This is a genomic window from Pseudomonas fluorescens group sp. (genome assembly GCF_020093335.1).
Taxonomy (GTDB): Bacteria; Pseudomonadota; Gammaproteobacteria; order Pseudomonadales; family Pseudomonadaceae; genus Aquipseudomonas; species Aquipseudomonas petroselini.
This window is the reverse complement of the sequence record NZ_JAIOKW010000001.1, coordinates 134788-160670: the sequence shown is the minus strand read 5'-3', so window position 1 is coordinate 160670 and position 25883 is coordinate 134788. Positions and strand designations below refer to the sequence as shown.

The 25883-nt window shown below is 60.6% G+C and carries 26 protein-coding genes, 1 tRNA gene and 1 pseudogene; 19 read left to right on the top strand and 9 right to left on the bottom strand.

Annotated features, from left to right (window positions below; translation table 11 throughout):
• Positions 1–117 precede the first annotated feature (117 nt).
• The 6 genes from modA (at position 118) to K7431_RS00860 (ending at position 6279) form a co-directional block, all read left to right on the top strand.
• Positions 118–876, top strand: coding sequence for a molybdate ABC transporter substrate-binding protein (gene modA / locus K7431_RS00885; protein WP_012724154.1), 759 nt, complete (start codon positions 118–120; stop codon positions 874–876).
• Positions 877–1557: a molybdate ABC transporter permease subunit gene (modB, locus tag K7431_RS00880; protein WP_012724153.1), complete on the top strand. Its 681-nt coding sequence runs from the start codon at positions 877–879 to the stop codon at positions 1555–1557.
• A 5-nt stretch (positions 1558–1562) separates the two neighbouring features.
• A complete protein-coding gene (modC, locus tag K7431_RS00875; RefSeq protein WP_043206245.1) occupies positions 1563–2642 on the top strand; it encodes a molybdenum ABC transporter ATP-binding protein in 1080 nt (359 codons plus the stop codon).
• A 78-nt stretch (positions 2643–2720) separates the two neighbouring features.
• Positions 2721–3758, top strand: coding sequence for a DNA topoisomerase IB (locus K7431_RS00870; protein WP_012724151.1), 1038 nt, complete (start codon positions 2721–2723; stop codon positions 3756–3758).
• A 124-nt stretch (positions 3759–3882) separates the two neighbouring features.
• Positions 3883–5505 carry an ABC-F family ATP-binding cassette domain-containing protein gene (locus K7431_RS00865; RefSeq protein ID WP_012724150.1) on the top strand — a complete coding sequence of 541 codons (1623 nt, stop codon included), beginning with the start codon at positions 3883–3885 and terminating at the stop codon, positions 5503–5505.
• Between the two features lie 69 nt (positions 5506–5574).
• The gene (locus K7431_RS00860) at positions 5575–6279 is read left to right on the top strand and encodes a YoaK family protein (RefSeq protein ID WP_012724149.1); all 705 of its coding nucleotides are present in this window, start codon (positions 5575–5577) and stop codon (positions 6277–6279) included.
• Between the two features lie 143 nt (positions 6280–6422).
• Here K7431_RS00860 and K7431_RS00855 read toward each other — a convergent pair whose 3' ends face one another.
• The 4 genes from K7431_RS00855 to K7431_RS00840 all read right to left on the bottom strand — a co-directional run bounded on the left by K7431_RS00855 (position 6423) and on the right by K7431_RS00840 (position 8241).
• Positions 6423–6776, bottom strand: a complete 354-nt coding sequence (locus tag K7431_RS00855; protein WP_043205334.1) for a hypothetical protein — start codon at positions 6774–6776, stop codon at positions 6423–6425.
• 174 nt (positions 6777–6950) lie between these two features.
• Entirely contained in the window at positions 6951–7262 is a 312-nt protein-coding gene (locus K7431_RS00850; protein ID WP_012724147.1) for an AzlD domain-containing protein, read from the bottom strand.
• Positions 7259–7954, bottom strand: a complete 696-nt coding sequence (locus K7431_RS00845; protein ID WP_012724146.1) for an AzlC family ABC transporter permease — start codon at positions 7952–7954, stop codon at positions 7259–7261. The genes K7431_RS00850 and K7431_RS00845 overlap by 4 nt, the downstream gene beginning before the upstream one ends.
• A gap of 71 nt (positions 7955–8025) precedes the next feature.
• Positions 8026–8241 (bottom strand): hypothetical protein, encoded by a 216-nt coding sequence (locus tag K7431_RS00840; protein WP_043205333.1) that lies wholly within the window; start codon positions 8239–8241, stop codon positions 8026–8028.
• 250 nt (positions 8242–8491) lie between these two features.
• On the opposite strand from K7431_RS00840, the gene K7431_RS00835 reads away from it, so the two are divergent.
• The 7 genes from K7431_RS00835 (at position 8492) to K7431_RS00805 (ending at position 16471) form a co-directional block, all read left to right on the top strand.
• Positions 8492–9775, top strand: coding sequence for an arsenic transporter (locus K7431_RS00835; RefSeq protein WP_012724144.1), 1284 nt, complete (start codon positions 8492–8494; stop codon positions 9773–9775).
• Positions 9776–9788: 13 nt separating this feature from the next.
• Positions 9789–10259: an arsenate reductase ArsC gene (locus K7431_RS00830; protein ID WP_012724143.1), complete on the top strand. Its 471-nt coding sequence runs from the start codon at positions 9789–9791 to the stop codon at positions 10257–10259.
• Between the two features lie 43 nt (positions 10260–10302).
• Entirely contained in the window at positions 10303–11094 is a 792-nt protein-coding gene (locus K7431_RS00825) for an AraC family transcriptional regulator (protein ID WP_012724142.1), read from the top strand.
• Between the two features lie 73 nt (positions 11095–11167).
• Positions 11168–11779 carry a LysE family transporter gene (locus K7431_RS00820; protein WP_012724141.1) on the top strand — a complete coding sequence of 204 codons (612 nt, stop codon included), beginning with the start codon at positions 11168–11170 and terminating at the stop codon, positions 11777–11779.
• Positions 11780–12503: 724 nt separating this feature from the next.
• Entirely contained in the window at positions 12504–15218 is a 2715-nt protein-coding gene (gene mgtA, locus K7431_RS00815) for a magnesium-translocating P-type ATPase (protein WP_043205331.1), read from the top strand.
• Positions 15219–15283: 65 nt separating this feature from the next.
• Complete coding sequence (locus tag K7431_RS00810; RefSeq protein ID WP_043205330.1) at positions 15284–15631, top strand: DUF2493 domain-containing protein; 348 nt, start codon at positions 15284–15286, stop codon at positions 15629–15631.
• 18 nt (positions 15632–15649) lie between these two features.
• Complete coding sequence (locus tag K7431_RS00805; RefSeq protein ID WP_012724138.1) at positions 15650–16471, top strand: hypothetical protein; 822 nt, start codon at positions 15650–15652, stop codon at positions 16469–16471.
• Between the two features lie 746 nt (positions 16472–17217).
• On the opposite strand, the gene K7431_RS00800 is transcribed toward K7431_RS00805, so the two are convergent.
• Positions 17218–17907, bottom strand: coding sequence for a tellurite resistance TerB family protein (locus K7431_RS00800; protein WP_012724137.1), 690 nt, complete (start codon positions 17905–17907; stop codon positions 17218–17220).
• A gap of 125 nt (positions 17908–18032) precedes the next feature.
• Between K7431_RS00800 and K7431_RS00795 the strand changes: the two genes are divergently transcribed.
• From K7431_RS00795 to K7431_RS00785, 3 genes are all read left to right on the top strand, one after another.
• Positions 18033–18560 carry a DinB family protein gene (locus tag K7431_RS00795; protein WP_012724136.1) on the top strand — a complete coding sequence of 176 codons (528 nt, stop codon included), beginning with the start codon at positions 18033–18035 and terminating at the stop codon, positions 18558–18560.
• A 194-nt stretch (positions 18561–18754) separates the two neighbouring features.
• Complete coding sequence (locus K7431_RS00790; RefSeq protein ID WP_043205329.1) at positions 18755–19036, top strand: hypothetical protein; 282 nt, start codon at positions 18755–18757, stop codon at positions 19034–19036.
• A gap of 1039 nt (positions 19037–20075) precedes the next feature.
• On the top strand, positions 20076–20402 hold the full coding sequence (locus K7431_RS00785) for a DUF2388 domain-containing protein (protein ID WP_012724133.1): 327 nt from the start codon (positions 20076–20078) through the stop codon (positions 20400–20402).
• Between the two features lie 595 nt (positions 20403–20997).
• Here K7431_RS00785 and K7431_RS00780 read toward each other — a convergent pair.
• The 3 genes from K7431_RS00780 to K7431_RS00770 form a co-directional block, all read right to left on the bottom strand.
• On the bottom strand, positions 20998–21177 hold the full coding sequence (locus K7431_RS00780) for a hypothetical protein (RefSeq protein WP_080567189.1): 180 nt from the start codon (positions 21175–21177) through the stop codon (positions 20998–21000).
• A gap of 115 nt (positions 21178–21292) precedes the next feature.
• Entirely contained in the window at positions 21293–21490 is a 198-nt protein-coding gene (locus K7431_RS00775) for a hypothetical protein (RefSeq protein ID WP_043205324.1), read from the bottom strand.
• Positions 21491–21677: 187 nt separating this feature from the next.
• Positions 21678–22298 (bottom strand): hypothetical protein, encoded by a 621-nt coding sequence (locus K7431_RS00770; protein WP_012724131.1) that lies wholly within the window; start codon positions 22296–22298, stop codon positions 21678–21680.
• A 79-nt stretch (positions 22299–22377) separates the two neighbouring features.
• Between K7431_RS00770 and K7431_RS30970 the strand changes: the two are divergent.
• Positions 22378–22452 (top strand): annotated as a pseudogene (locus K7431_RS30970) (tyrosine-type recombinase/integrase); the annotation flags it as partial.
• 82 nt (positions 22453–22534) lie between these two features.
• Here the strand turns inward: K7431_RS30970 and K7431_RS00765 are convergent.
• Positions 22535–22621, bottom strand: a tRNA-Leu gene (locus tag K7431_RS00765).
• A 216-nt stretch (positions 22622–22837) separates the two neighbouring features.
• Here K7431_RS00765 and K7431_RS00760 point away from each other — a divergent pair.
• Entirely contained in the window at positions 22838–23164 is a 327-nt protein-coding gene (locus K7431_RS00760; RefSeq protein WP_012724130.1) for a DUF2388 domain-containing protein, read from the top strand.
• A gap of 281 nt (positions 23165–23445) precedes the next feature.
• A complete protein-coding gene (locus tag K7431_RS00755; RefSeq protein WP_012724129.1) occupies positions 23446–25878 on the top strand; it encodes a TonB-dependent receptor plug domain-containing protein in 2433 nt (810 codons plus the stop codon).
• Positions 25879–25883: the final 5 nt, after the last annotated feature.

The following is a 25883-nucleotide window of genomic DNA, read 5'->3' as shown; positions in this document are numbered from 1 at the left end:
CCTTCACCTGTGGCAACTTTGCACTGTACCGGCAATGGCCAACCGCTATATATTCCCATACATAGCGGTAAGGCCTTCTCCCTATAACAAGCCGTACAGATTCAAAGGAGCTGCTTCATGAAGATTCACGCCTCACGCTTGGCCGTCCTGGTCGCTGCCCTCGCCTTCGGTTCGGCGCAGGCCGATGAAGTCCAGGTGGCCGTGGCCGCCAACTTCACCGCACCGATCCAGGCGATTGCCGCCGACTTCGAGAAAGACACCGGCCACAAGTTGGTCGCCGCCTACGGTGCCACCGGCCAGTTCTACACCCAGATCAAGAACGGCGCGCCCTTCGAAGTGTTCCTGAGCGCCGACGACACCACGCCGCAAAAACTCGAAACCGAAGGCGACACTGTCAAGGGCTCACGCTTCACCTACGCCGTCGGCACCCTCGCGCTGTGGTCGGCCAAAGAAGGCTACGTGGACGCCAAAGGTGACGTGCTGAAGAAAAACGAATTCCGGCACCTCTCCATCGCCAACCCCAAAGCCGCACCCTACGGCCTCGCCGCCACCCAGGTGTTGGCCAAGGAAGGTCTGACCGAGAAGGTCAAAGACAAGCTCGTCGAAGGCCAGAACATCACCCAGGCCTATCAGTTCGTGTCCACCGGCAACGCCGAGCTGGGTTTTGTCGCCTTGTCGCAGATCTACAAAGACGGCAAAGTCACCAGCGGTTCGGCCTGGATTGTTCCAGCCGCGATGCATGACCCGATCAAACAGGACGCAGTGATCCTCAACAAGGGCAAGGACAGCGCGGCTGCCAAGGCACTGGTTGAGTACCTCAAGGGGCCTAAAGCCGCTGCCGTCATCAAGTCCTACGGTTACGAGCTGGCCAAGTAAATGCCGTTATCGAGTGCCGATTTTTCCGCTATCTGGCTGACCATCAAGCTGGCGTCACTGACCACCGTGATCCTGCTGGTCATCGGCACTCCGATTGCCCTGTGGCTGTCGCGCACCCGCTCCTGGTGGCGCGGCCCCATCGGCGCCGTCGTCGCCTTGCCGTTGGTGTTGCCGCCGACGGTGATCGGCTTCTACCTGCTGTTGACCATGGGCCCCAGTGGCTATTTCGGCCAGTTCACCCAGTGGCTGGGCCTGGGCACGCTAACCTTCAGCTTCGCCGGGCTGGTCATCGGCTCGGTGATCTATTCCATGCCGTTTGTGGTGCAGCCGTTGCAAAACGCCTTCTCCGCCATCGGCACGCGCCCGCTGGAAGTGGCGGCGACCTTGCGCGCCAATCCCTGGGATACGTTTTTTAGCGTGATCCTGCCCCTGGCGCGCCCAGGTTTCATCACCGCTTCGATCCTCGGTTTCGCGCACACCGTCGGTGAATTCGGCGTGGTGCTGATGATCGGCGGCAATATCCCGGACAAGACCCGGGTGGTGTCCGTACAGATCTACGACCACGTGGAAGCCATGGAATATGCCCAGGCCCATTGGCTGGCCGGTGCCATGGTGGTGTTCGCGTTCCTGGTGTTGCTGGCGCTCTATTCCAGCCGTAAAACCAAGATGGGCTGGAGCTGATGTCGATGATTGATGTACGCCTGCACCTCCAGTATTCGGGCTTTGCCCTCGACGTCGACCTGCACCTGCCCGGCCGCGGGGTGACCGCGTTGTATGGGCATTCCGGCTCCGGCAAGACCACGTGCCTGCGCTGTATCGCCGGGCTGGAGCGCGCCGAAGACGGTTTTATCCAGATCAACGATGAAGTCTGGCAAGACAGCCACAACGGGCGGTTTGTACCTCCGCATAAACGCGCGCTGGGTTACGTGTTTCAGGAGGCCAGCCTGTTTGCGCATCTGTCGGTGCGGGACAACTTGGCGTTCGGCCTCAAGCGCATTCCTCGACAGCAGCGCCGTGTGGACATGGCCCAGGCCACCGAGTTGCTGGGCATCGGTCACCTGCTTGACCGCCATCCCCAGCACCTCTCCGGCGGTGAACGCCAACGCATCGGCATCGCCCGCGCGTTGCTCACCAGCCCAAGCCTGCTGTTGATGGACGAGCCGCTGGCCGCCCTCGACAGCCAGCGCAAAGGCGAGATCCTGCCGTACCTCGAACGCCTGCACGATGAGCTGGATATCCCGGTACTGTACGTCAGCCATGCTCAGGATGAGGTGGCGCGCCTGGCCGATCACATCGTGTTGCTCAGCGACGGCAAGGCCTTGGCCAGCGGCCCCATCGGCGAAACCCTGGCGCGGCTGGACCTGCCCCTGGCGTTGGGCGACGACGCAGGTGTGGTGATCAACGGCACGGTCAACGCCTACGACGATCACTACCAGTTGCTCACCCTGCAGCTGCCCGCCAGCGCCCTGCACATGCGTGTGGCCCATGCACCGCTGGCCGTGGGCAAAGCGCTGCGCATCAAGGTGCAGGCGCGTGATGTCAGCCTGAGCCTGCAGGCCGAGGAACACAGCAGCATCCTCAACCGCTTGCCGGTGACGGTCATTCAGGAGATCTCGGCGGACAACAGCGCGCACGTGCTGGTGCGCCTGGACGCGGGGGGCACGCCTTTGCTGGCGCGCATCACGCGCTTCTCCCGCGACCAACTGCAATTGCACCCCGGCCAGACGCTGTGGGCGCAGATCAAGGCGGTCGCCGTGCTGGCGTAAACAACCTTTTGGCACGACCGCATACGGCTGCGGTCAATCAGACATACCGGCCTGATTTGTTGCCAAGGAACCCGTCCCATGTCCGACTCTGCGCTGCCCCGCGACCTGCATTACGTTGACGACACCCAGCCTGGCATCCGTCGCAAGACGGTGCGCGGCAAGTTCCAGTATTTCGACCCCAAGGGCGTACGCATCACCGACGCCGATGAGATCAAGCGCCTCAACGCCCTGGCGGTCCCACCGGCCTACACCGATGTGTGGATCTGCGCCGACCCGCGCGGCCACCTGCAAGCCACCGGCCGCGATGCACGTGGGCGTAAGCAGTACCGCTATCACGCGCGTTGGCGTGAAGTGCGCGACAGCGACAAGTACGCTCGGCTGCAGGAATTCGGCAACGCCCTGCCGACATTACGCAAACAATTGGAAGCGAAAATCGCCGAGCCCGGTTTCACTCGCGAAAAAGTCTTGGCCACCGTGGTGATGCTGTTGGACGCTACGCTGATCCGCGTCGGCAATACCCAATATGCGCGGGACAACAAATCCTACGGGCTGACCACCCTGCGCACCCGCCACGTGGATGTGAAAGGCAGCGAGATCCAGTTCCAGTTTCGCGGCAAGAGTGGCGTGGAGCATCAGATCAGCGTCAAGGATCGGCGCCTGGCCACGGTGGTCAAGCGCTGCCTGGAATTGCCGGGGCAGAACCTGTTCCAGTACCTGGACGAAGACGGCGAGCGGCACACTGTCAGCTCCCAGGACGTGAATGAATACCTGCACAGCCTCACCGGTGCGGACTTCACCGCCAAGGACTACCGCACCTGGGCCGGCACGGCCATGGCGCTAGCGGTGTTGCGGGAATTGGAGTGGCAGCCTGAGTCCGATGCCAAGCGACACGTCGTGGCGATGGTCAAGGACGTCGCCAAGCAGTTGGGCAACACCCCGGCGGTGTGCCGCAAGTGCTACATCCACCCCGCCGTACTGGAGCATTTCAGCCTGGGCGAACTCTCCAAGCTGCCTAAGCCGCGACTGCGCAAAGGGCTCAAGGCCGAAGAGGTCGCCTTGGCGATGTTCCTTGAACAACTGGCGGCGGACTTGCCGAAAAAAGCCAAGGCGGGTTAGGCTTTGCCTCCCTTCTGATTCGCAGGACGATCGCCGACGTGAACCACTAAGCCTTCCAAAATGTATCTGCAACAAGCCGCCTGGCGCGCTTGTTGGCCTGTCCGACATTTTTTTGGAGGTGCTGATGACTGACGTCAACCGGCTGCCCGCGCTTGTTTCCCTGCAACACCTGAGTGTCCAGTTCGCCAATGGCGAGACCTTGCTGGACGACCTGAGCCTGTCCATCGATCACACCCCCACCGGCATTGTGGGGCGCAACGGATGCGGTAAGAGCGTCCTGGCCCACGTGATCGCCGGGCTGCTGTCGCCCTCCTCCGGCACCCGCAATGGTACGGCTACTGTGGTTTATGTGGCGCAGAACCCCGTGGTTGCGCCAGGCGCGAGCATTGCCGACCTCACCGGCACCACCGCGATCTTGTCAGCCCTTGGGCGCATGGCCCAAGGCACGGCGCAGGTCGATGATCTTGAGTTGATCGACGACCGTTGGGACCTGGCCGAACGCTTGCGCAACGCCCTGGATGCCGCGGGCCTGGAAGCGCTTGGTGTCGACACCCCGGCCGATACACTCAGCGGCGGTCAGTTGGCACGGATTGCGGTTATCGGCGCGCTATTGGCTGCGCCACACCTGCTGGTGCTCGACGAGCCCACCAACCACCTCGACAGCGATGGCCGTGCATGGCTGCTGCGCCAGCTCAGTGAGTGGCGCGGCGGCCTGGTGGTGGTCAGTCATGATCGACAATTGCTCAACACCATGGCACGCATCGTTGAACTGTCGCCCCTCGGCGTCCACGTGTATGGCGGCAACTACGATGCCTATCGGCACCAGCGCAATGCCGAACAACAGGCCGCCGTCTGCGCACTGGAACACGCCCGCCTGGCGCGCAGCCGCGAACGTCGGCGCCTGCAAAAAGATCATGACAGCCTGCAGCGCAATGCCGCTCGCTCACGCAAACACGCCGAGACCGCCAACGTCGACCGATTCACCCAGGCACGCTGGAAAGGCGCCGCCACGGAAATCGTCCACACCCTGCGCAGCGCGCACGAGCAGCGCAAACATGACCTGGATGCCCAGGTGCGCGAGGCCTACGAACGGGTCATGGAGGAAACGCCGACGCTGTTGGCGTTGCCCGCTTCCGCAGTGCCCGGCGGTCGCCAGGTGGTGTCCCTGATAGACCTAGAATTGCCTTGGCTGCCGTCGAGCCGCCTCAACGTCCAACTCGCCGGCCCGGTGCGCGTCGCGGTGCGTGGGCCCAACGGCTGTGGCAAGTCCACACTGCTCAAGGTATTGGCGGGAGCATGGCGGGCGGTGAGCGGGGAGTGCCGGGTGACGGTGCCCACTGCCTACATTGATCAACACCTCGCACTGCTGGACGATCAACGCTCCATCGTTGAACAGCTCAACCTGCTCGACACGCCACTGGCCGAAGCCCCATTGCGCACGCGCCTGGCTTTGCTGCAACTGGATGCCTTGCGGGTGACCCAGCCGGTCGGGCAGCTCAGTGGTGGCGAACGATTAAAGGCAGCCATGGCCATTGCCCTGTGGCGCGAGGAGCCCGCGCAGCTGCTGTTGCTGGACGAGCCGACCAACCACCTGGACCTGGAATCGGTGACGGCGGTTGAGCAGGCGCTGCAGGGGTTTACCGGGGCAATCATTGTGGTGTCCCATGACCCGGCGTTTGTGCAAACGATCAGGCCGACGCATTACCTCGACTGGCATCGCACGGGTTGGTCCCTGCAGTGTTTTTGAGGTCATTGCATACGCGCTGAAAGCGTCCTACGGTAGTGGCCGTATAATCTCACCGAGGAACCCGGTCCTATGCTGCCTTCGCCCCGCAAGCCCTACGCCAACGCTGCACTTGCCCATCGACAGCGCTGGCGTGGTCGGGTCGGGCTGATGCTGGTGGCCAGCCTGTCGGTACTGGCAGGCATGACCGATGCCATCGGTTTCATGGCAAGCGGCGACTTTGTTTCGTTCATGAGCGGCAATACCACGCGCCTGGCGGTGGCAATCAGCGCGGGAGAGCTTGGCCTCACCGGGCGCCTGTTGTTGCTGGTTGCGACATTTATCGTCGGCAACGCCTTGGGGGTAGTGGTCAGCCGGCTGAGCCGCCGCCATGCGTTGCCCTTGCTGTTGTGTATTGCCGCCCTGTTATGCGGTGCGGCATTCCTGCCGTTCGCCGATACGTTGCCCGCGCTGCTGGCGGCGATCGTCGCGATGGGCATGCTCAATGCCGCTGTGGAAGAGGTCAACGGGCTGCCGGTAGGGCTGACTTACGTCACCGGCGCGCTTTCCCGCTTTGGTCGCGGGCTGGGACGCTGGCTGCTGGGGGAGCGCCGCAGTGGCTGGCGTGTGCAGTTGATCCCGTGGGGCGGGATGTTCGTGGGGGCAGTCATTGGCGCGCTGTTGGAGCAGCAGCTGGGCCTGAAGGCGCTGCTGGTCAGCGGCGTACTGGCGGGGTTGCTGGGGCTGATCTCGCTGAAAATCCCGCGCCGTTGGCACCTGGGTTACATGCCGCGCTGAAAAAAGAAGATGCTCGCCCGACGTTTAGGCCTCGACGTCCGTGTACTGGTAAAGAGCCATCATGTCGGGCGAGCCGGTGAATCATAAGCTAATGCCTCGCGGCTGTCGTGCCAGGCATTTCCTAAAACGACTAAGGCATTCGCCTACAGGCAGGTCGCGAGTGCGGCCAAACGACGCTTGGCCGGCATGTTGTCTTGTGCGGCGTAGTAGTTGATGGTCGAACCGGTACCCGCGCTTTGCACGTCGGCGAAGTAATCACCCGCGGTGGTGTAGACGGTAAAACCGCCCGCGCCGATCGGCTCCTTGAAGCCGCCGGCGTCAACGCCGAAGACGCTTTCGTCCTGCCAGCCGAACTGGACGCATTCGGCAACTACCAGGGTGGCCTTGTCCGAAGCCAGGGTCTTGTAGGGCGTGCCTGCACGCGCCTCTTTCATCTTCGAACCCGCGCAACCGGCCAGGGCCGCCAGTACCAGTGCGCCAATTACCACCTTGTGCATGCCATTGCTCCGTTGGAAAAAACGCGACTGTACCATTGCCGCGCGCCGGACTGCCGGATGCATGAACTTTGTTTCACTGTAAAGACGGAAAACGCGGCCTATAGTGGCCACGCTCATTTTTAGAAGTATCCCTTCTGCCCGCTCTCCCGCGGGCTTTTTTTTGCTGGGTGGTTGTCAGAGCAACCAGCGGAACAGGTAGAACAACGTCATGCTCAGCAGCACGGTCATCAGCACGTTACGCGTCCAGAACATCAACGCCACCGCGCTGATACCCGCCAGCAAATAAGGGTTGGCCGGGCTCAGGTTAAGCTGGTGGTCGGCGAGAAAGATGATCGGTCCGCAAATCGCCGTGAGCATGCCCGGCACCGCAAACCCGAGAAACTCCCGCGCACCGCGGTTGAGCCGCACCGGCAGGCGCGGTTCGATAAACAGGTAACGGTTGAGGAAGACCACCAGGCCCATCGCCACAATCATGATGTAGATCATCGCTGCCCCACTCCCAGTCGCTTGCAGGCATACCCTGCGCTCATGCCCAGCACGCCGGACACCACCACCGCCGACTCCCACTGCAGGAAACTCAGCCACACCGAAAACAGCAGCGACACCGCCACGCAGACCACCGTGGGGATGTCACGCACCACCGGCGTAATCAACGCGATAAACGTCGCAGCGATGGAAAACTCCAGGCCCAGTTGATCGAGGCCGGGAATGCTTTTACCGAGCACGATGCCGGCCAGGGTGAACAGGTTCCAGGCGATATAAAACGTCAGGCCCACGCCCAGGGCGTACCAGCGATTGAACGTCTCGCGGTCGTAGTGGCTGACCAGGGCGAAGAATTCATCGGTGAGCAGAAAGCCCAGGCTCATGCGCCAGCGGGTGTTGAGGGGCGACAGGATCGGGCGCAAGTGCATGCCGTAGAGCAAATGCTGGGAGGTGAGCAGCAAGGTGGTCAGCACAATGGAAATCAGGCTGGCGCCGCTCTTGACCATGCCGATAGCGACCAGTTGCGCAGCGCCGGCAAACACGATGGCGGACAAGCCCTGGGCTTCCAATGGGCTGAACTGCGCATCAATGGCCATGGAACCGGCGAGCAGCCCCCACGGCGCACAGGCCAGGGACAGCGGAATCACGGCGATTGCGCCGCGAGCGAAGGCGTAATGAGGTAAGGCGGTAGGCATGGAAACGGCTCATCGACAGACAGTCGACAAGCATGCCAGCGCAACAAGGGACTTGTCTTGAACGATCTTGCTCAGGCGAGCCTGACAGACACTTGCTCCACTGAGTCGCGTGCTTCGCGCAATTCGTGGGCGTCCTGGTTGAGCCGGTGAATGGTATTGAGCAGGCGCTGGCGCAGCACTTCATCGCCGAGTTTTTCGACCGCGCGCATCAAGTCGAACGCCGCGGTTTCGTTATTATCCGCGACGGAATCCAGGGTCTTGCGCAGGTTGCGAGTGGCACGGGTCACGCGGGGTCTTCCTTCATCAGCAATGGGGAGGCACTTTAGGACATTCATGTTTCATTTTAATTTCAAACACTTGTGGCGGATTTCAAGGGATTTGATCCATATCAATTGATACAGCATTTGACCGATACTTCAGCCATGCCGCTATCGAACCCTCTGGCATGCGAACTTTGCGTCCGCGAACTGATCCATGCTCTGCACCACCTACCACAGCGCGCCAGCAGCACCTGCTGAGCCATCGGAGCGTTAACCCATGCTTGTCGCAATTGGCATTTTCATCTTCACCATCGTACTGGTCATCTGGCAGCCCAAGGGCTTGGGCGTCGGCTGGAGTGCAACAATGGGCGCCATCCTGGCCCTGGCCTCTGGCGTGATCAGCCTGGCCGACATCCCGGTGGTGTGGCACATCATCTGGAATGCCACCGGGACCTTTGTCGCGTTGATCATCATCAGCCTGCTGCTGGACGAGGCCGGCTTCTTTGCCTGGACCGCCTTGCACGTCGCGCGCTGGGGCCGTGGCCGCGGCCGTCGCCTGTTTGCTTATATGGTGTTGCTCGGCGCGCTGGTGTCGGCCCTGTTCGCCAATGACGGCGCGGCGCTGATCCTTACGCCGATCGTGATGTCGATGCTGTTGGCCCTGCGCTTCTCCCCGGCAGCGACCCTGGCATTCGTCATGGGCGCAGGCTTTATCGCCGACACCGCAAGCCTGCCGCTGGTGGTGTCGAACCTGGTCAATATCGTCTCGGCGGACTATTTCAAGATCGGCTTCAACGAATACGCGGCGGTGATGGTGCCGGTCAACTTTGTCAGCGTCGCAGCTACGCTGGCGGTGTTGCTGTGGTTCTTCCGTCGCGATATCCCCCAGACCTACGACCCAGCCGACCTCGAAGACCCCGCCAGCGCCGTCCACGACCGCGCCACCTTCCGCGCCGGCTGGTGGGTGCTGGGCATCCTGCTGGTCGGTTGCTTCGCCCTGGAGCCGCTGGGCATTCCCATCAGCGCGATTTCCGCCGTCTGCGCCGTGCTCCTGCTGGTGATCGCCGCCAAGGGCCACAAGATCTCCACACGCAAAGTGCTGAAGGAAGCACCGTGGCAGATCGTAATCTTTTCGCTCGGGATGTACCTGGTGGTGTACGGCTTGCGTAACGCCGGCCTCACCACCTACCTGGCGACCTGGCTCGACACCTTCGCCACTTACGGCGTGTGGGGCGCAGCCATGGGCACAGGGGTGCTGACGGCGCTGTTATCCTCGGCGATGAACAACTTGCCGACGGTGTTGATCGGCGCGCTGTCCATCGAGTCCAGCCATGCCGTGGGCGTGGTCAAGGACGCGATGATCTACGCCAACGTCATCGGCAGCGACCTGGGCCCGAAAATCACCCCGATCGGCAGCCTGGCCACGTTGCTGTGGCTGCATATTCTTGCGCGCAAGGGCATCACCATCACCTGGGGCTACTACTTCAAGGTCGGCATCGTACTGACGTTGCCGGTGTTGTTGATCACCCTTGCCGCCCTCGCCGTGCGCCTGAGTGTCTGACGGAGATACCGCAATGAAAGTCCTGTTCATGTGCACCGCCAACAGTTGCCGCAGCATCTTGTCCGAAGCAGTATTCAACCACCTGGCGCCGCCGGGTTTTGAGGCGATCAGCTCCGGCAGCTTTCCCAAGGGCCAGGTCCTGCCGCGCAGCCTGAGTACGCTACAGGCCGCGGGCATCAGCACCGAGGGCCTCTACAGCAAGGGTAACGAGGCCTTTGCAGAGAGCCCGCCGGATGTGGTGATCACCGTGTGCGACAAGGCGGCCGGCGAAGCCTGCCCGGTGTACTTCGGGCCCGCCATGAAGGCGCATTGGGGCTTGGCAGACCCTTCGGATGTGCTCGGTGATGAGGCGAGTGTGCAAGCTGCATTCGACGCCACCCTGGCGATCATTGCCACGCGCTGCCGGGCGTTTTTTGCCGTGCCATTTGACCGCCTCAGCCCTGCGGAACGCAACGCTGAACTGGCGCGCATTGCACTGCTGTAACCGGAGGAACCATGACCACCCTGCCCTTGCCCGAGTCGAATCGATGAGCGCCGTGCAACACGCCTGGCTGGGCCCCTACGAAATCAGCAGCACCGTCTGCACCGGCCTGACCTTTGCCCGCCACAGTCATGATGAATGCGTGATCGGCGTGAACCTGGTCGGCGAGGAAAAGGTCTGGCTGGACCGCCGGGAATTCGACGCCGGGCCGGGGTCGATTACCTTGTACAACCCTGGGCAGATCCAGGGCGGGGGTGCAGCGAATGGCGCGCCGTGGCAGTTTGTGAGCCTGTACGTCAACGCCGACCAATTGGCCGCCGACCTCGGGCTGGTACACGTGGAGTTCGATCGCTCGCTGTGTGTTCAGCCGGACCTCGCCCGGCGACTGGCGCAGACCGTACGAAGCGCATTGAGCGATGAGGCGCGGGCCCGCGAACTGAACGAAGACGCCTTGGTCCTGTTGCTCGGTGAGGTGGTCAGCCTCAGTGGCGTGCGCCTCGCGGGCAGCGCCGCCCCAGGCAAACACCTGATCAGCCGCGCCCAGGCATTGCTCGCCGAACACCTGCATCAAACATTGCCCTTGGAGCAGCTTAGCAATGAACTGGGGTTGACCAAGTTCCACCTGCTGCGCACGTTCCAGAAAGAAACCGGGCTGAGCCCCCGTCAGTGGGCCATGCAGTTACGCACCCGTCGGGCCAAGGGCCTGTTGCGGGCAGGCGTGGCGGTATCCGACATCGCCCACGACCTCGGGTTTGCCGACCAAAGCCATCTCAATCGGCACTTCCGCGCCGCCTACGGCATCACGCCCGGTCGCTATCAAAGCGTGTTGAAGCGCTGACAGCGCAATCTGGTCCAAGACAGCGTCCCTGCTTATCGCCAAACTGCCCACCCTCTCTTGAAGGAATGCGGGCATGCTGACGATCTTTTTCTACGCACTGATATTCGGTTTTGTGTTTTGCCTGTCGCCCGGCGCGGTGCTGGCGGAGACTTTGCGCCGTGGCTTACTCCACGGGTTCACCCCAGCGCTGCTGGTGCAGTTCGGCTCCCTGGTCGGCGACGCAGTGTGGGCGGTGATCGGCCTGACCGGAATCGCCCTGCTGATCCAGCATGACGCGGTGCGCGTGCCGTTGACCGTTGTCTGCGCGCTGTACCTGGCCTGGCTGGGCGTCCGTAGCCTGATCGATGCGTGGAAACTGCCAGAACCAGACGATGCCCCCACCACCACCCGGCAAAATGCGCTGGCCGTGGGCGCGGCGATTTCCCTGGCCAACCCGAAGAATATTGTCTACTGGGGCGCGCTGGGCAGTGCGCTGTCGGGCATCGTCGGTGCCACGCCGAGCCACGGGCAGACACTGATGTTTTTCGCCGGGTTCATGCTGGCGTCGGTGCTGTCGTGTTTTCTGATCGCAGCGCTGGTCAACCTGCTGCGCAAGAACGCATCACCGTTGTGGCAACGCATCAGTTATGGCACTTGCGGGATAGTACTGATCTATCTGTCAGTTCTCGCGGCACTGGGTATATGAAGTTATATACACACTCACTTTCGAACGCCTCTTGTCTGAATGAACTCTGAACAGCGGATCATTTAATTAATCATGCGTTGACATTTTGTAACCGTCTGAGTAGATTGCCCGTGCCCGCAACTTGGGCCTTTTTTAAACCTCACAAAAGAAGCCAATGGACACAGTATCTAGTCGCTGTCCGAGCACCGCATCAGCGGGCATCGGGCGCCAAACCCAGAAAATGACAGGACTCGCTTCCCGGTCCGGTAAGCTGCGCTAGAGCTCGATGCTCCACCGTAACTGCCTCGCCGGTCGCCCGTCCGGTCCCGAGGTGTGTTATGACCTTCAAAACCCATGCTTTGCCCGATCCATCTACACTGGCCGCAGCCCTGCGCGCCAAGCGTTGTGTTACCTGCGTGGTGTTTCTCCCGCAGCGCACGACCGGTGTCGCACCCTCCCCCCAAGACCCACAGAGACCGAAGGTTTTCAGCCTGGGTTTTTGCTGAGCGCTCGCGCCATTCAACCCCACTGAAACAGCCGTTTCCTGATTAAACCCTGGAGTTCTTTATGAACTATTCCAGTTGTAGTCCGCTGCGCGCCTGTTAACTAACGCGCCAGTAGAAGTTATGTAAGCACCTCATTTAAACCGATCGCGAAGTTAGCGACTCGGCATGCTTTCGCTCGCCTGTATTCAGGTAAGTACCGGGTATGTTTTGTCGAAAAGTTGGCGACAGGAGCACACACCATGAGCGCCGTAAAAAACGTCCCATTGAACAAAAAAACCAGCACCGCCGCTGACATCAAACTGTCGATGCGTGCCGCCCGCGAAGCCCACAACGGGCTGTCGGCCACCCTGGCGAACGTGCGTGCCACCCAGGACGGCTTGACCGAGTTGGATGCAAGCGCCCGCCTGCAACGGGAAGGCTACAACGAAGTCGCCCACGACAAGCCGCCTCACGCCATCGTCCAGTTCCTGCAGGCACTGAACAACCCGTTCATCTACGTACTGCTGACCCTGGGTGGCATCAGCTTCTTCACCGATTGCTGGCTGCCGATGCAGGAAGGCGAAGACGCGGACCCCACCAAAGTCATCATTATCATGACCATGGTGCTGCTCAGCAGCCTGCTGCGCTTCTGGCAGGAACACCGCTCGGCCAAATCCGCCGAAGCCCTGAAAGCCATGGTGCGCACCACGGCTACCGTGCTGCGCCGTGAGCAAGTGGGCGCCCAACCGACCTTGCGCGAAATACCGATGCGCGAGCTGGTGGCTGGCGATATCGTGCAACTGTCGGCCGGCGACATGATCCCGGCCGATATCCGCTTGATCGAATCCCGCGACCTGTTCATCAGCCAGGCCGTGTTGACCGGCGAAGCCTTGCCGGTGGAGAAGTACGACACCCTTGGCGATGTCACGCAGAAATCCGCCGGGCCGGTGACCGCCGACCAAGGCAACCTGCTGGACCTGCCCAACATCTGCTTCATGGGCACCAACGTGGTCAGCGGCCGCGCCAAAGCCGTGGTGGTCGCGACCGGGCCGCGCACCTACTTTGGCTCCCTGGCCAAGGCGATTGTCGGCTCGCGGGTGCAAACCGCCTTCGACCGTGGGGTGAACAGCGTCAGCTGGTTGCTGATCCGTTTCATGTTGGTAATGGTGCCGATCGTGTTCTTCCTCAACGGTTTCTCCAAGGGCGACTGGGGCGATGCCTTTCTGTTTGCCTTGGCGGTTGCGGTCGGCCTTACCCCGGAAATGCTGCCGATGATCGTCAGCGCCAACCTGGCCAAGGGCGCCACCGCCATGGCCAAGCGCAAAGTGGTGGTCAAGCGCCTCAACGCGATCCAGAACTTCGGTTCGATGGACGTGCTGTGCACCGACAAGACCGGCACCCTGACCCAGGACAAGATCATCCTCGAACATCACGTCAACGCTTTCGGCCAGCGAGATGAGGCGGTGCTGTCCCTGGCCTGGCTCAACAGCTATCACCAGAGCGGCATGAAGAACCTGATGGACCAGGCGGTGGTGCAGTTTGCCGAGCAGAACCCGAAGTTCCAGGTGCCGTTCGCGTACAGCAAGGTCGATGAATTGCCCTTCGACTTCGTCCGCCGTCGCCTGTCGATCGTGGTCAAGGATGCCGCCGACGACCAACTGCTGGTGTGCAAAGGCGCCGTGGAAGAGATGCTGAGCATTTCCACGCATGTGATGGAAGCCGGTAAAGCCGTGCCGCTGGATGAGCGTCGCCGTGAAGTGTTATTGGCGCTTGCCAACGACTACAACGAAGACGGTTTCCGTGTGCTGGTGGTGGCCAGCCGTCACATCCCTAAATCAATGGCACGCCAGCAATACACCACCGCCGATGAGCGCAACCTGGTGATCCAGGGCTTCCTGACCTTCCTCGATCCACCGAAGGAAACCGCTGGCCCGGCGATTGCGGCACTGCAACAGATCGGTGTGGCGGTCAAGGTATTGACCGGCGACAACGCCGTGGTCACCAGCAAGATCTGCCGCCAGGTCGGCCTGGAACCCGGCCAACCGCTGCTGGGGGCTGAAATCGAAGCGATGGACGACGCCACCCTGCTGCGCCGCGTGGAAGAACGCACGGTGTTCGCCAAGCTCACGCCGCTGCAGAAGTCGCGGGTGCTCAAGGCGCTGCAAGCCAACGGCCACACCGTGGGCTTCCTCGGTGACGGCATCAACGATGCGCCAGCGCTGCGCGATGCCGACGTGGGTATCTCGGTCGACAGCGGGACGGACATTGCCAAGGAATCGGCCGACATCATCCTGCTGGAAAAGAGCCTGATGGTGCTGGAAGAAGGCGTGCTCAAGGGCCGCGAAACCTTCGGCAATATCATGAAGTACCTGAACATGACCGCCAGCTCCAACTTCGGCAACGTGTTCTCGGTGCTGGTGGCCAGTGCGTTCATTCCGTTCCTGCCGATGCTGTCGATCCACCTGCTGCTGCAGAACCTGATGTACGACATCTCCCAACTGGCCCTGCCGTGGGACAAGATGGACAAGGAATACCTGGCCAAGCCGCGCAAGTGGGATGCGAAAAACATCGGTCGCTTCATGATCTGGATCGGGCCGACCTCGTCGATCTTCGACATCACCACCTTTGCGCTGATGTGGTACGTGTTCGCGGCCAATAGCGTGGAAATGCAGACCCTGTTCCAGTCCGGCTGGTTTATCGAGGGCCTGCTCTCGCAAACCCTGGTGGTGCACATGCTGCGCACCCGCAAGATCCCGTTCTTCCAGAGCACCGCCGCGTGGCCGGTGTTGATGATGACCTGCGTGGTGATCGTACTGGGGATCTACGTGCCGTTCTCGCCGCTGGGCACCCTGGTGGGCCTGCAACCGCTGCCGCTGGCGTACTTCCCATGGCTGGCAGGCACCCTGGTCAGCTACTGCTGCGTGGCGCAACTGATGAAGACGATCTACATCCGCCGCTTCAAGCAGTGGTACTGATCGCCCCCGCCGTTTAAACGGTGGCGGTCGCCCGGCCGCCACCGCGCACTACAAGGAAATACCTTATGCGCGTCTTGATCTGTGCAGGTCGTCATTACGCCGACACCAAAATGTCCCGCCAAGTGCTGGACGCTTACCACCGCCTGCGCCCGGTGCAGGTACTGATCCACGGCGGCAACCAATTCCTCGGCAGCGACGTCGAGGAGTGGGCGCGGGAACTGGGCATCGACGTGGTGCGCTATCCGCCCAACTGGCAACGCCACGGCAAGCAGGCGGAACGCCAGCGCAACCATTTCATGCTGACCGACAGCCGCCCTGACGTGGTCATCGCCCTGCCAGGCGGGGACGACACCTGCGAGCTGGTCTGCCAGGCCAAAGCCAACGGCATTTCGGTGCTGACCGTAGAAAGCTGAATTCAAGCGAGGTGCATCATGCACAAAAAACACCTTCCACTGCGCAAGGACGGGTTTGCCAAATACCGTGCGCGTCAGGCCCGAGGCGCACGCCACACCTTACTGCTACTGCCGCCGGCCAAGCGTCGCGCATTGCAGCGCAACCTGATCTTTATCGGGCTGACCCTGGGCACGTTGTTGACGCTTGCCGTTCTGTCAAAAGCCAACGCGGCCGGTGGTGCTTATGGGGTCGACGACGGCGCAATCAATGCGCCAGGCGAATGCAACATCGACGCCTGGTCCACCGCGAACCGGCACGACGGCAGCACCCATAATGAAACGCTGTCACCGGCCTGCACCTTCGCCGCGATGCCGTCGGTGCAGTGGGGCGCGGCGCTGTCACGCGCCAGCAGCACAGACACGCGCGAAACCCAGGTGAGCCCGCAGCTCAAGGCACAGGTGTGGTCACGGGATGACCTGGGGCTGCAAATGGCCGTGGCAGCCGGCGCGCACTTTGCGCTGGATCGCCGGCACGGGTTTGATGGCGCCGACTTCAACATCCCGTTGACGTGGCAGCCGCTGGAGGCACTGCGACTTAACCTGAATGCCGGTTGGTCCCATGCCTACAACGACGGTGATCAGCAACACCGCCCGACCTGGGGCACGGGTTTTGAGTACCAGGCAGCGCCCTTGCTGACGCTGATCGCCGAGCGTTACGGCCAGGAAGGCGGTGATCAGGCCTGGCAGGCCGGGCCGAGGTTCCATTTGCGCGAATATGTCGACATCGACTTGGTGGTCGGGCGCAGCCTGATCGGCGAGCGTGCGCAATGGCTGACCACCGGCGCCACGCTGCGTTTCTAGCGGCCACCTGGACTTCGGTGGCGCCTACAGACACCGTTTTTCATCGAAGACGAAGATCAACTGTGGGAGCTGTCGAGCCCCAGCGAGGCTGCGAAGGCGGCGGCACTGCGGGCATCTTCAGCGTCTGACACACCGCTATCGCAGCCTCGCTAAAGCTCGACAACTCCCACAAGGGATCGGCTGTGTAAGTGGGATTTCGGTCGTAACGGCGAGCACAATTTGAACCACGATGAAGATCAACTGTGGGAGCTGTCGAGCCCCGGCGAGGCTGCGAAGGCGGCGGCACTGCGGGCATCTTCAGCGGCTGACACACCGCTATCGCAGCCTCGCTAAAGCTCGACAACTCCCACAAGGGATCGGCTGTGTAAGTGGGATTTCGGTCGTAGTGGCGAGCACAATTTGAACCACGATGAAGATCAAGTGTGGGAGCTGTCGAGCCCCAGCGAGGCTGCGATGGCGGCGGTACTGCCGGCATTTTTTTGCGCCTGACACTCCGCCATCGCAGCCTCGCTAAAGCTCGACAACTCCCACAAGGGATCGGCTGTGTAAGTGGGATTTCGGTCGTAGTGGCGAGCGCAATTTGAGCCACGACGAAGATCAACTGTGGGAGCTGTCGAGCCCCGGCGAGGCTGCGAAGGCGGCGGTACTGCCGGCATTTTTTGCGCCTGACACTCCGCTATCGCAGCCTCGCTAAAGCTCGACAGCTCCCACAGGGGATTTGCTTTAGCCTGGAATTCCGTTTTCCCTCAGGCCTTGGCCTGTTGTTCCAAGTGCAGCTGTAATTGCGGGTCAATCTGCAGTTGCCCCGCCAGGTCGTCCAGGTAGTTGCGTTCGGCGTCCTGCTGATCATCCACCATCATCACACTGGCCAGGTAAACCTCTGCCGCAACAGCCGGGTCGCTGGCGAATTCGGCGAAGTCCGACGCGTCCAGAGGCTTGGCAACCTCAGCGTCAAGCCACTGCTTCAATTGCGGGTCGTCGGTATGCCGGCCCAGTTCACTGGAAATCAGTTGCTGCTCTTTTTCATCAATGCGGCCGTCGGCTTTGGCGGCAGCAATCAAGGCACGCAACACCGCATGGCTATGGGCCTCAGCTTCGGCGCCGTCAAGCTGGTCCACAGTCTGCAAGGCTTGCTGCGGGGCATTAGCTTGCTGGCGCTGCCAGGCTTGGTAGGCCTGGAATGCCGCCATGCCCAGGGAAGCCAGCGCTGCATAGTTCATCCCGCCAGAGCGTCCTTGAGCCGGACGCGCGCCAGTGGCACCTCCCAACAGACCGCCCAGGCCGCCCAACAGACCACCCAAACCACCACCGGCCGAAGCATTGCCAGTGCTGGTACCCTTCAATAAACCGCCGAGCAGCCCACCCAGGCCGCCCGAGGAAGCACTCCCCCCTTGCCCGGCGCGCAAGAGTTGCTCCAGTAAGTCGCTGGTGTTCATGGTGTCACCCTCCCAGGGCGCAGTGTTGGCGTCTACCAACCATAGCCCGCCGCTGTCGGAAAACCATGACCGCCGGGCGGGCACGGCCTATCATGGCGTCACCGTGCCTGTGAGAGAAAACCCAAGTGAACCGGATTGAGCACCTCGCGTTGATGGCGAGCTATAACCAGTGGATGAACCGCAAGCTCTATGACGCGGCCGGCACGCTGTCGGACGCGGCGTTACTCATGGACCGCAAGGCGTTTTTCGGCTCGATCCTCGGCACGCTGAACCATCTGGCCTTGGGCGACACGGTCTGGCTCAAGCGTTTTGCCGAGCATCCCGCAGGCTACGCGGCATTGGCTCCGTTGAGTGCGATCACAGCCCCTGCCGATCTCACGCAACTGGCCTTTGCCGATATCCGCGAGCTGTCAGCCCATCGCGCCTGGCTGGATCAGCTGATCGTCGACTGGGCTCACACGGTGCAGGACCCCGATCTGGACCATCGCCTGCATTACAACAACATGCGAGGTGTCGCCGCCGATAAAGACTTCTTCAGCCTGCTGGTGCATTTTTTCAATCACCAGACCCACCACCGGGGCCAGGCAACCACCCTGTTGAGCCAAGCAGGGTTGGATGTGGGCACTACGGACTTACTGGCGCTGATCGACTGAATTCAGCATCAAACGCGGGAACGCACACGTTCACCGCGGCAGCGGCCCTGGGGCTGAACAGCCCCGCAAACAAAACCGAACGCTGCCTCGCCGATGGGGTCGAAACCCCAGGTGCCGGGATTTTTACCGCCCCGCCCTCCCCGCGTGCATTGTGGGTCTACCGATGCGCGTACCCCCAAGAAGGAGACGCTTACATGGTCATTCACTTCAAGGTCGCAGGTCACTTAGCCTGTGGCCACCACGGCACCAACCTCCCTTCCAGCACCGAGCTGAACCGAGTCAAATGCCGTACCTGCCGCAATACCGAAGCTTACAAGGACGCGCGCCGCACCCAGCGCAACGCCGCCCGCCGCGCCAACCGCAAGGCCAAGACCCCTACCGCCGTTGATTGGCGCAGTGCGTGGACACAACGCCTCACCGACCTGCCCGGTTTGCAGCGTTTACCCCGCGGTTTCAGTGGTCAGCCTTTCGTGTAAGCCACCGATGCAAAAAAGCCCTGGATGTTCCGGGGCTTTTTTGCACCCTACAAGCGAGGGATCAACTCCAGCACACCAATGTGGTGATGACCGAGAACTCCATCCGCAAACGAATAGGCAAAAAGGTCACACCAACTAAGTGAGTTACGGAGCAATATTTGAAATTGCAGACCGGAAACAAACAAGGGCCTGCATCAGATTTCGTCCGCAAACCCTTGATTTGACTCGCCATTCTGGCTTACGCCGAAGAGCTTCTGCCCGATTGCATCGAGATAAGTATCCTCGGCATTCCCACTGCTTTTTATGAAGCGTTGTTTGCTGACCATGTGATCAAGTACACGCACCAATTGGCTAGGTGAGCCGCTCTATGGCGAGCAAGATGGGCCGTCTTTAGCAGGGAGGTGTGATCCTTGAGTTATCGGAGACCGCAAAAGCTACTGACTGGAGCAATTGGCAGAGCCTCAAGAGCAGGGTCAGGAACTCAGCATTGATTGCCTCAGACCAGGCTCGGCCGTATCTGAGAGTCAGGTGTATGGAGGTCACCGGGTCTCCATTCTGAGCAGACTCGAGCGAGTAGCGTTCACCATCCGAAAATGTACCTCGGGCACATCCAGGGAACACCAACTCCAGAAATGTGATTACGGCCTCAGGGCATCCAATGTCTAGCACGTCCTCGACGTTGGACAGATCGCTTTCACTGAGGTCTGTAGGCTTCAAAATAATAATGTCAAAGCTCATTGCTGCGGGCTCCCATCTTGTAATTCGTTTGGCATCGGCATTCCCTTTTATATGCCCAGCCATCACGCCTCGCGTCATTAAACCGGCGATCACTTATGCGGCAGCAATTGATCGATTTCACTCGCCCAACTGATTTTTATTCGCCGCGCCGTCATGCACTAGCACTTTCATGCGGTTGGCCCGCTGGTTGGCAAAAAGGTAGGTGTGTTCGCCATCCGCTTACCCTAGCTCCTCCTCCCCGTGCGGGAACTCACTCTGCTAAGGTATCGCCCCAATCGACAGCAAATGGAATCAACGAAGAATGGACTCATGGAAGATTCTGGCGTTAGCCCTACTGGCATCGGTCAACACTCAGGCCGTGTCAGGTGACAACGTCAACCCTGTCGCGGCAGGAATATTTATCACAATTTCCTTCCCAACCATCTTAATTGGAGCAACCACATCGCTCACAACCGAGCCCCCAAAGATTTTCAAGTCCGCCAAGACCGATGCTCTGGCATTCATCGGTTCGGACAGCGAGATTCGTGGTGCAGAGTTTGAGCAGGCGGTGCGCTTTTATCGCACGACTTACACGCCACCGTTGATGACTGACCAGCAGCTGGCCCAGGCAATCGCGGCTTCATTCTGAGGTCGGCCGGCAAGCTGTCGTAGGCAATGGTCGTCATCGATGTGCTACCCCGCCTTGAGTTGGTGAATGGTTCCCGATATTGATAGTTGTCAAATCACAAGGAAGTCCACATGAGTGAAACGCAACACGCTGGCCCTCTCCGCCCCAAACTAACAATCGCGTTTTGGTCATTCGCGTTGGGGGTCGCTACAACGATAGCTGGAGCAGCCGCCCACTACGGTCGTCAGGACAGCGACCTAACAAACGTAAGGGAGCGAGTCGAAGACTTCAGAAAGGCAAACGACAGCCTAAATACTTCACTCAACCAATGGATAGGGGCCTACAACAAACAGGCCGCGACGCTCGCAGCTTCAGAGGAGAGAGTGCGTCAGTTGGAAAACGATCGGTGCACGCCCATCAAATCGGATGTCGACGATATAAGGTCCGATATCAGCTCGGCAATGAAGTACTACCCCGAGAGGGTTGGCTCCCTTAAAGAAATGATGGACCAATATCAACAGACTTTGCGCGCTTGCTATGCCGCGTCATCTAGTCCCACTCATACACCGTAAAAAACCAGCAGTACGATTTTGCACATTCTAAACCGTGGCGTGGATCACTTGACCCGGCGCTCGACGCCACCAGGCGCCTTGTCACAGTGCAGGCAGTGCACGCAGTGCAACGTCCGGCACAGCCAGACCTTTACCCCGTCCCTCACCTTCCCGCTCAGTACGCACAAGGTCGCCCAAAACGCGATAAGGCCGCAGGCGATGGCGTTGATCAGCTCAAGATTCAGGGTGGGTTACCGCATCTGAATTCTTTCAACATCTGCACATTCCTTTTGCTGAATCGCCCTTTCCATGGGCAATAAAAAACCCGACTCAAAGGCCGGGTTTGCAGGCTGATTTTACTCAGTTGTCAGGATGCTCGCTTGCTACTGAATCAGCGGCGTCTACATCCGACATGTCCTCTTCGAGCGGCGCGTCATCGTCTGGCGGCAACGGGATACCGTCCTCATCGCGCTTCGGGTCGTGCCCTGTCTCGTTGTCAGTGCCGCGAGTTACATCCTGCTGGGAAATATTCCCTGGTGCATTTTCATTGATTTCCATGCTGGCTCTCCGTTCTAACGCTCGGGATATCCGCGCTTAAACATGGGAGTCGGCAGGTCACAGCGAGTGCCGAGCACTGGACGAACGGCAGAAAACGAAAACGCCCCCGCACAAGGCGAGGCTTTCATAATTCCTTTCGCCCTACTTTGGGACCCGTAGTGCGGATCAAGACTGGCTTACGCTGCTTTCATTTGTCGAGATCTAGCAGCTCGCCCATTCGCCCTCCTAACATTCCACGCAACCACGCACCATGAAACTCAATATTTTCGAGAGAAGTACCGTCACCTAGACGATGCTCAAAAACCTTGCCCTTCGCTCCGCGATACACGACGCGAAAATGTCCATCATGAGCAGACGATGTCATCACATAAGGGCGGATGGAGATGATTTCGCTAAACGGTACGTGTACTTCAACGGGGCTTCGACAACGACGAGTTAGGGTGAGGGTCAACAGCTGCTGGTTTTCGTCGAACGTGAAGGCCTGCACTTGAGGCTCAGAGACAACCCACGCAAAGAACGCACCAATGAACACTGCACTGGCCAGCATTATCAGAATGAAAGATGACGCTGTGAGGCTCTCACCCTGGTTAGCCTGCACACCCTGAATGACGTCCGGCCCTGTGAAAAGGAACGTCGCAAGCCCGTAGCCCGGTAAAAGCAGAAGCAGCGCAAGAGAGAAGCCAAAAACACCCATACCATTGCTTCCGATAATTGGTATTTCGGGGCCGTAATACCAAATAGGCGGGTGGGCAGTACTTAGCCCGCCAGCATTGGTTGCTGTGGCGCTAGCGGGTCTTTGATGATTCATCTGGCCGTCTCCAGGGATTGCAGCGCAGACGTTATCACTACTACCGGACAGTCTGGAAACGGATCACAGGGCTTTCTCTGGGCATACCACTGTCGTGATGACCGAGCAGTACATCCGCAACCGCAAAGGCAAGAAAGTCTCACCAACGAAGTGAATTGCGGACCCGTTGTTTTATTGCGGAGCGGAAACAAACAAGGGCTTGCATCAGCTTTCGCCCGCAAACCCTTGATTTTAGATGGTGCCCGAACCCGGAATCGAACCGGGACGCCCTTACGAGCGGGGGATTTTAAGTCCCATGCGTCTACCAGTTTCGCCATTCGGGCGGTAGCGCGTGTTGCAGGGTTGGGAATATATAGATCCAGCCGCTTCGACGCAAGTTCGCAGGGCAGCTTTCTTGCACCACGGGACAGCTGAAAAAGCTTGGTAGATCAGTGATCTAGATACGCGAATAAAGGCAAAGCAACAGGTTTTCGGCTCGAAGAGCCTCCCGCTACTCTGTTAAAGTCACGCCCACCCAAAACGCATGGAAGCGCTGCAGAATGGATTCATTCAAGGTTATCGCAATCGCCAGCCTGGCATTGCTCGGCACTCCGGTCGTAGCGGCCGAAAACAACAACCCGGTTCAAGGCGCGCTGATGCTCACGTCGGTCGCGCCCTTTTTGCTTGTCTCAGGGGCCACAGCCCTGACCTCCGCCATTCCAGAGCAGTTCACATCGTCCAAGAGTGATGCGCTGGCGTTTATCGGTTCAGGCGGTGAGATCCGTGGGGCACGGTTTGAACAAGCATCACGATTTTATCGTTCCACCTACAACACGCCGCTCATGTCTGACATGCAGTTGGCCCAGGCAATTGCCACGGCGTTCTGACCCACAGCCCCGGCGTCCGGCGCAGGCGTCTTGGGTGAACCAGCCTCCGCGCGCCTCTTATTCAACGATTCAACTGCCGTTGAACGCCAACCAAAATAATAAAAATAGGTAATCTTAAAAATAATATAAATAACATTATCTGATAATTAGCTTATTCCAAAAAAGACTTTCACTCAGCTTTTTTATAGGATTATCTTCGCTTCACAGACCGACCCCATACCTGGTGGAGGACGTACCTCCGACCATCAGGAGCCTACCAGGCTTAAGGGATCCTTCTCGCTATGCCACACATCGCCTCTCCCGCCACGCTCAACAACTTTCACTTGTCGCTGCTGACCAGCTCCCTGCTCCTGGCGGTCGCGCCCACTTTCGCCGAGGCCGCTACCGAGGACGCCAAGCTCGGCACTGTGACGGTGATCTCCACCGGCCTGCGTGGCCAGGAACGCACCGTGGCTGACAGCCCGGCGCCGATCGATGTGATCAACAGCGACCAGTTGCTCAAGACCGGCCGCGCCGAGTTGTCCGAGGCGATTGCCAAGCTGTTGCCGTCCTTCAACTTCGGCACCAACATCGCCGGCTACAACTCGGTGACCCGCCCGCTGAGCAACCGCAGCCTCGGGCCTGCCTACACGTTGGTGCTGGTCAACGGCAAGCGCCGGCACAACGGTGCCACCGGCCAACGCGGTTCCATCGACAACAGCGGCGCGAACGCGGTGGACATCGACCTGATCCCGGTCAGCGCGGTGGACCATATCGAGGTACTCAAAGACAGCGCGGCCGCGCAATACGGTTCGGACGCGGTGGCCGGGGTGATCAATATCATCCTCAAGTCCACCCATGACGGCGGGCACCTGGAAACCAGTTATGGGCAGCTGTATACCGGCCAGGGCGAAACCATCAAGGTCGCGGGCGACCAGGGTTTCAAGTGGGGTGATGGCGGCTTCTTCCACCTTTCGGCCGATGCGCGCAAACGCGGCAGCGCCTCCTGGAACGACAAGGCCGACAACAGCGTGCGGGCCTTCAATGACCCGGCCAAGGAAGCAGCCTGGGACCGGGTGGCGATCAAGAACGGCGACCCCGACCTGAAGGCCTTCAACCTGGCCTACAACGCCGAACTGCCCCTGGAAGACCTCACGCTGTACTCGTTCTCTACCTACGGTGAACGTGACGCCGAAGCCGCCAACTATTTCCGCCTGCCCACCGGCACGGCGGCGGTGCCTGAGGTGTTCCCCGACGGTTACTTCCCGCTGAACAACATCAAGGACCGTGACTACCAGTTCCTGTTCGGCGGCAAGGGCCTGGTGGCCGACTGGAACTGGGACCTGAGCACCACCTACGGGCGCAACAACGTGCACCATTCCAGCGACCTGAACATCAACCCGTCGCTGGGCACCGCATCACCGACCCAGTTCGACAACCTGGCAACCTTCCGCTTCGAGCAGTGGGTCAACAACCTGGACTTCACCCGCCGCTATGACAGCCTGTTCAAGCTGACGCCGCCGGTGCAGGTGTCGGCGGGCCTGGAGCATCGCTGGGAGCATTTCAGTACGTTCGCCGGCGACCCCGAGGCTTATCTCACCGGCACCTACCCCGCCGCTTCCGGCGCGCAGGCCGCCGTGACGATTCGCCCGGAAGATGAAGTGAGCCTGATCCGCAACAACTACGCGGGTTACCTGGACCTCGGTTTCGACCTGACCGAGCGTTGGTTTCTCGACGTGGCCGGTCGCGTCGAGCATTACGACGATGACTCCGGCAATACCTTCGGCCTGAAAGTGAATTCGCGCTACGAACTGACCGACACCGTGGCCGTGCGCGGCACCGTGGGCACTGGTTTCCGTGCACCCTCCCTGACGCAGATCGGCTACACCGTGGCCGACAACCGGGTGGCGGTGGATGTGAACGGCAATGTGGTGCCCGCCGTGACCCGCCTGACGCCGTCGGGCAGCAACCTGGCCAAGGCCCTCGGTGGCGATGACCTCAAGCCGGAGAAGTCGCGCAACTTAGGGCTGGGCCTGACCTGGCAACCGGCACCACGCACCAGCATCACCGCCGATGCCTACCTGATCGACATCGACGACCGCATCGCCCTGACCAGCAATATCTACGACCGCGGCAATGGCGCGATCAACGCCATCCTCGCCGCGCAAGGCGTGCCCACCGGCACCTGGGTCAACTATTACACCAACGCCTTTGACACGCGCACCAAGGGCCTGGATGTGGTGGCTGACCACACCACCCCGCTGGACGCCTGGGGCGAGGTGCGCTGGAGCCTGGGCTTCAACTGGAACAAGACCACCATTGAAGGCACCCGCGACACGCCGAGTGCGCTGGCCGGTTCCGGCGTGACCCTGGTGGGCCGCGACCGCGAAGGCGACCTCACCGACGCTTCACCCAAGACCAAGTGGATCCTGGGCGCCAACTGGAAGGTCGAGGACGTGGCCGTCAACCTGCAAACCGCACGCTATGGCGCGGTCAAGACCCTGGCCGTCAACCCCACCGGCGACCGCAGCTTCGGCGCCAAATGGATCACCGACCTGGACATCAGCTACACCTTCGTCGACAGCGTCACCGTCAGCATCGGCGGTACCAACATCTTCGACGTACGTCCCGACAAAAACGCCGTGTACAGCAACCTCGGCCTGGCGGCCTACGGCAACCCGCCGTTCTACCCAGGCGGCGGCTATTGGTACACCAAGCTGGCCTACGACTTCTGATTCAC

Coding starts and splice junctions, on each gene's coding strand:
- modA (WP_012724154.1), top strand. CDS start 118: ATGAAGATTCACGCCTCACGCTTGGCCGTCCTGGTCGCTGCCCTCGCC.
- modB (WP_012724153.1), top strand. CDS start 877: ATGCCGTTATCGAGTGCCGATTTTTCCGCTATCTGGCTGACCATCAAG.
- modC (WP_043206245.1), top strand. CDS start 1,563: ATGATTGATGTACGCCTGCACCTCCAGTATTCGGGCTTTGCCCTCGAC.
- K7431_RS00870 (WP_012724151.1), top strand. CDS start 2,721: ATGTCCGACTCTGCGCTGCCCCGCGACCTGCATTACGTTGACGACACC.
- K7431_RS00865 (WP_012724150.1), top strand. CDS start 3,883: ATGACTGACGTCAACCGGCTGCCCGCGCTTGTTTCCCTGCAACACCTG.
- K7431_RS00860 (WP_012724149.1), top strand. CDS start 5,575: ATGCTGCCTTCGCCCCGCAAGCCCTACGCCAACGCTGCACTTGCCCAT.
- K7431_RS00855 (WP_043205334.1), bottom strand. CDS start 6,776: ATGCACAAGGTGGTAATTGGCGCACTGGTACTGGCGGCCCTGGCCGGT.
- K7431_RS00850 (WP_012724147.1), bottom strand. CDS start 7,262: ATGATCTACATCATGATTGTGGCGATGGGCCTGGTGGTCTTCCTCAAC.
- K7431_RS00845 (WP_012724146.1), bottom strand. CDS start 7,954: ATGCCTACCGCCTTACCTCATTACGCCTTCGCTCGCGGCGCAATCGCC.
- K7431_RS00835 (WP_012724144.1), top strand. CDS start 8,492: ATGCTTGTCGCAATTGGCATTTTCATCTTCACCATCGTACTGGTCATC.
- K7431_RS00830 (WP_012724143.1), top strand. CDS start 9,789: ATGAAAGTCCTGTTCATGTGCACCGCCAACAGTTGCCGCAGCATCTTG.
- K7431_RS00825 (WP_012724142.1), top strand. CDS start 10,303: ATGAGCGCCGTGCAACACGCCTGGCTGGGCCCCTACGAAATCAGCAGC.
- K7431_RS00820 (WP_012724141.1), top strand. CDS start 11,168: ATGCTGACGATCTTTTTCTACGCACTGATATTCGGTTTTGTGTTTTGC.
- mgtA (WP_043205331.1), top strand. CDS start 12,504: ATGAGCGCCGTAAAAAACGTCCCATTGAACAAAAAAACCAGCACCGCC.
- K7431_RS00810 (WP_043205330.1), top strand. CDS start 15,284: ATGCGCGTCTTGATCTGTGCAGGTCGTCATTACGCCGACACCAAAATG.
- K7431_RS00805 (WP_012724138.1), top strand. CDS start 15,650: ATGCACAAAAAACACCTTCCACTGCGCAAGGACGGGTTTGCCAAATAC.
- K7431_RS00800 (WP_012724137.1), bottom strand. CDS start 17,907: ATGAACACCAGCGACTTACTGGAGCAACTCTTGCGCGCCGGGCAAGGG.
- K7431_RS00790 (WP_043205329.1), top strand. CDS start 18,755: ATGGTCATTCACTTCAAGGTCGCAGGTCACTTAGCCTGTGGCCACCAC.
- K7431_RS00785 (WP_012724133.1), top strand. CDS start 20,076: ATGGACTCATGGAAGATTCTGGCGTTAGCCCTACTGGCATCGGTCAAC.
- K7431_RS00775 (WP_043205324.1), bottom strand. CDS start 21,490: ATGGAAATCAATGAAAATGCACCAGGGAATATTTCCCAGCAGGATGTA.
- K7431_RS00770 (WP_012724131.1), bottom strand. CDS start 22,298: ATGAATCATCAAAGACCCGCTAGCGCCACAGCAACCAATGCTGGCGGG.
- K7431_RS00760 (WP_012724130.1), top strand. CDS start 22,838: ATGGATTCATTCAAGGTTATCGCAATCGCCAGCCTGGCATTGCTCGGC.
- K7431_RS00755 (WP_012724129.1), top strand. CDS start 23,446: ATGCCACACATCGCCTCTCCCGCCACGCTCAACAACTTTCACTTGTCG.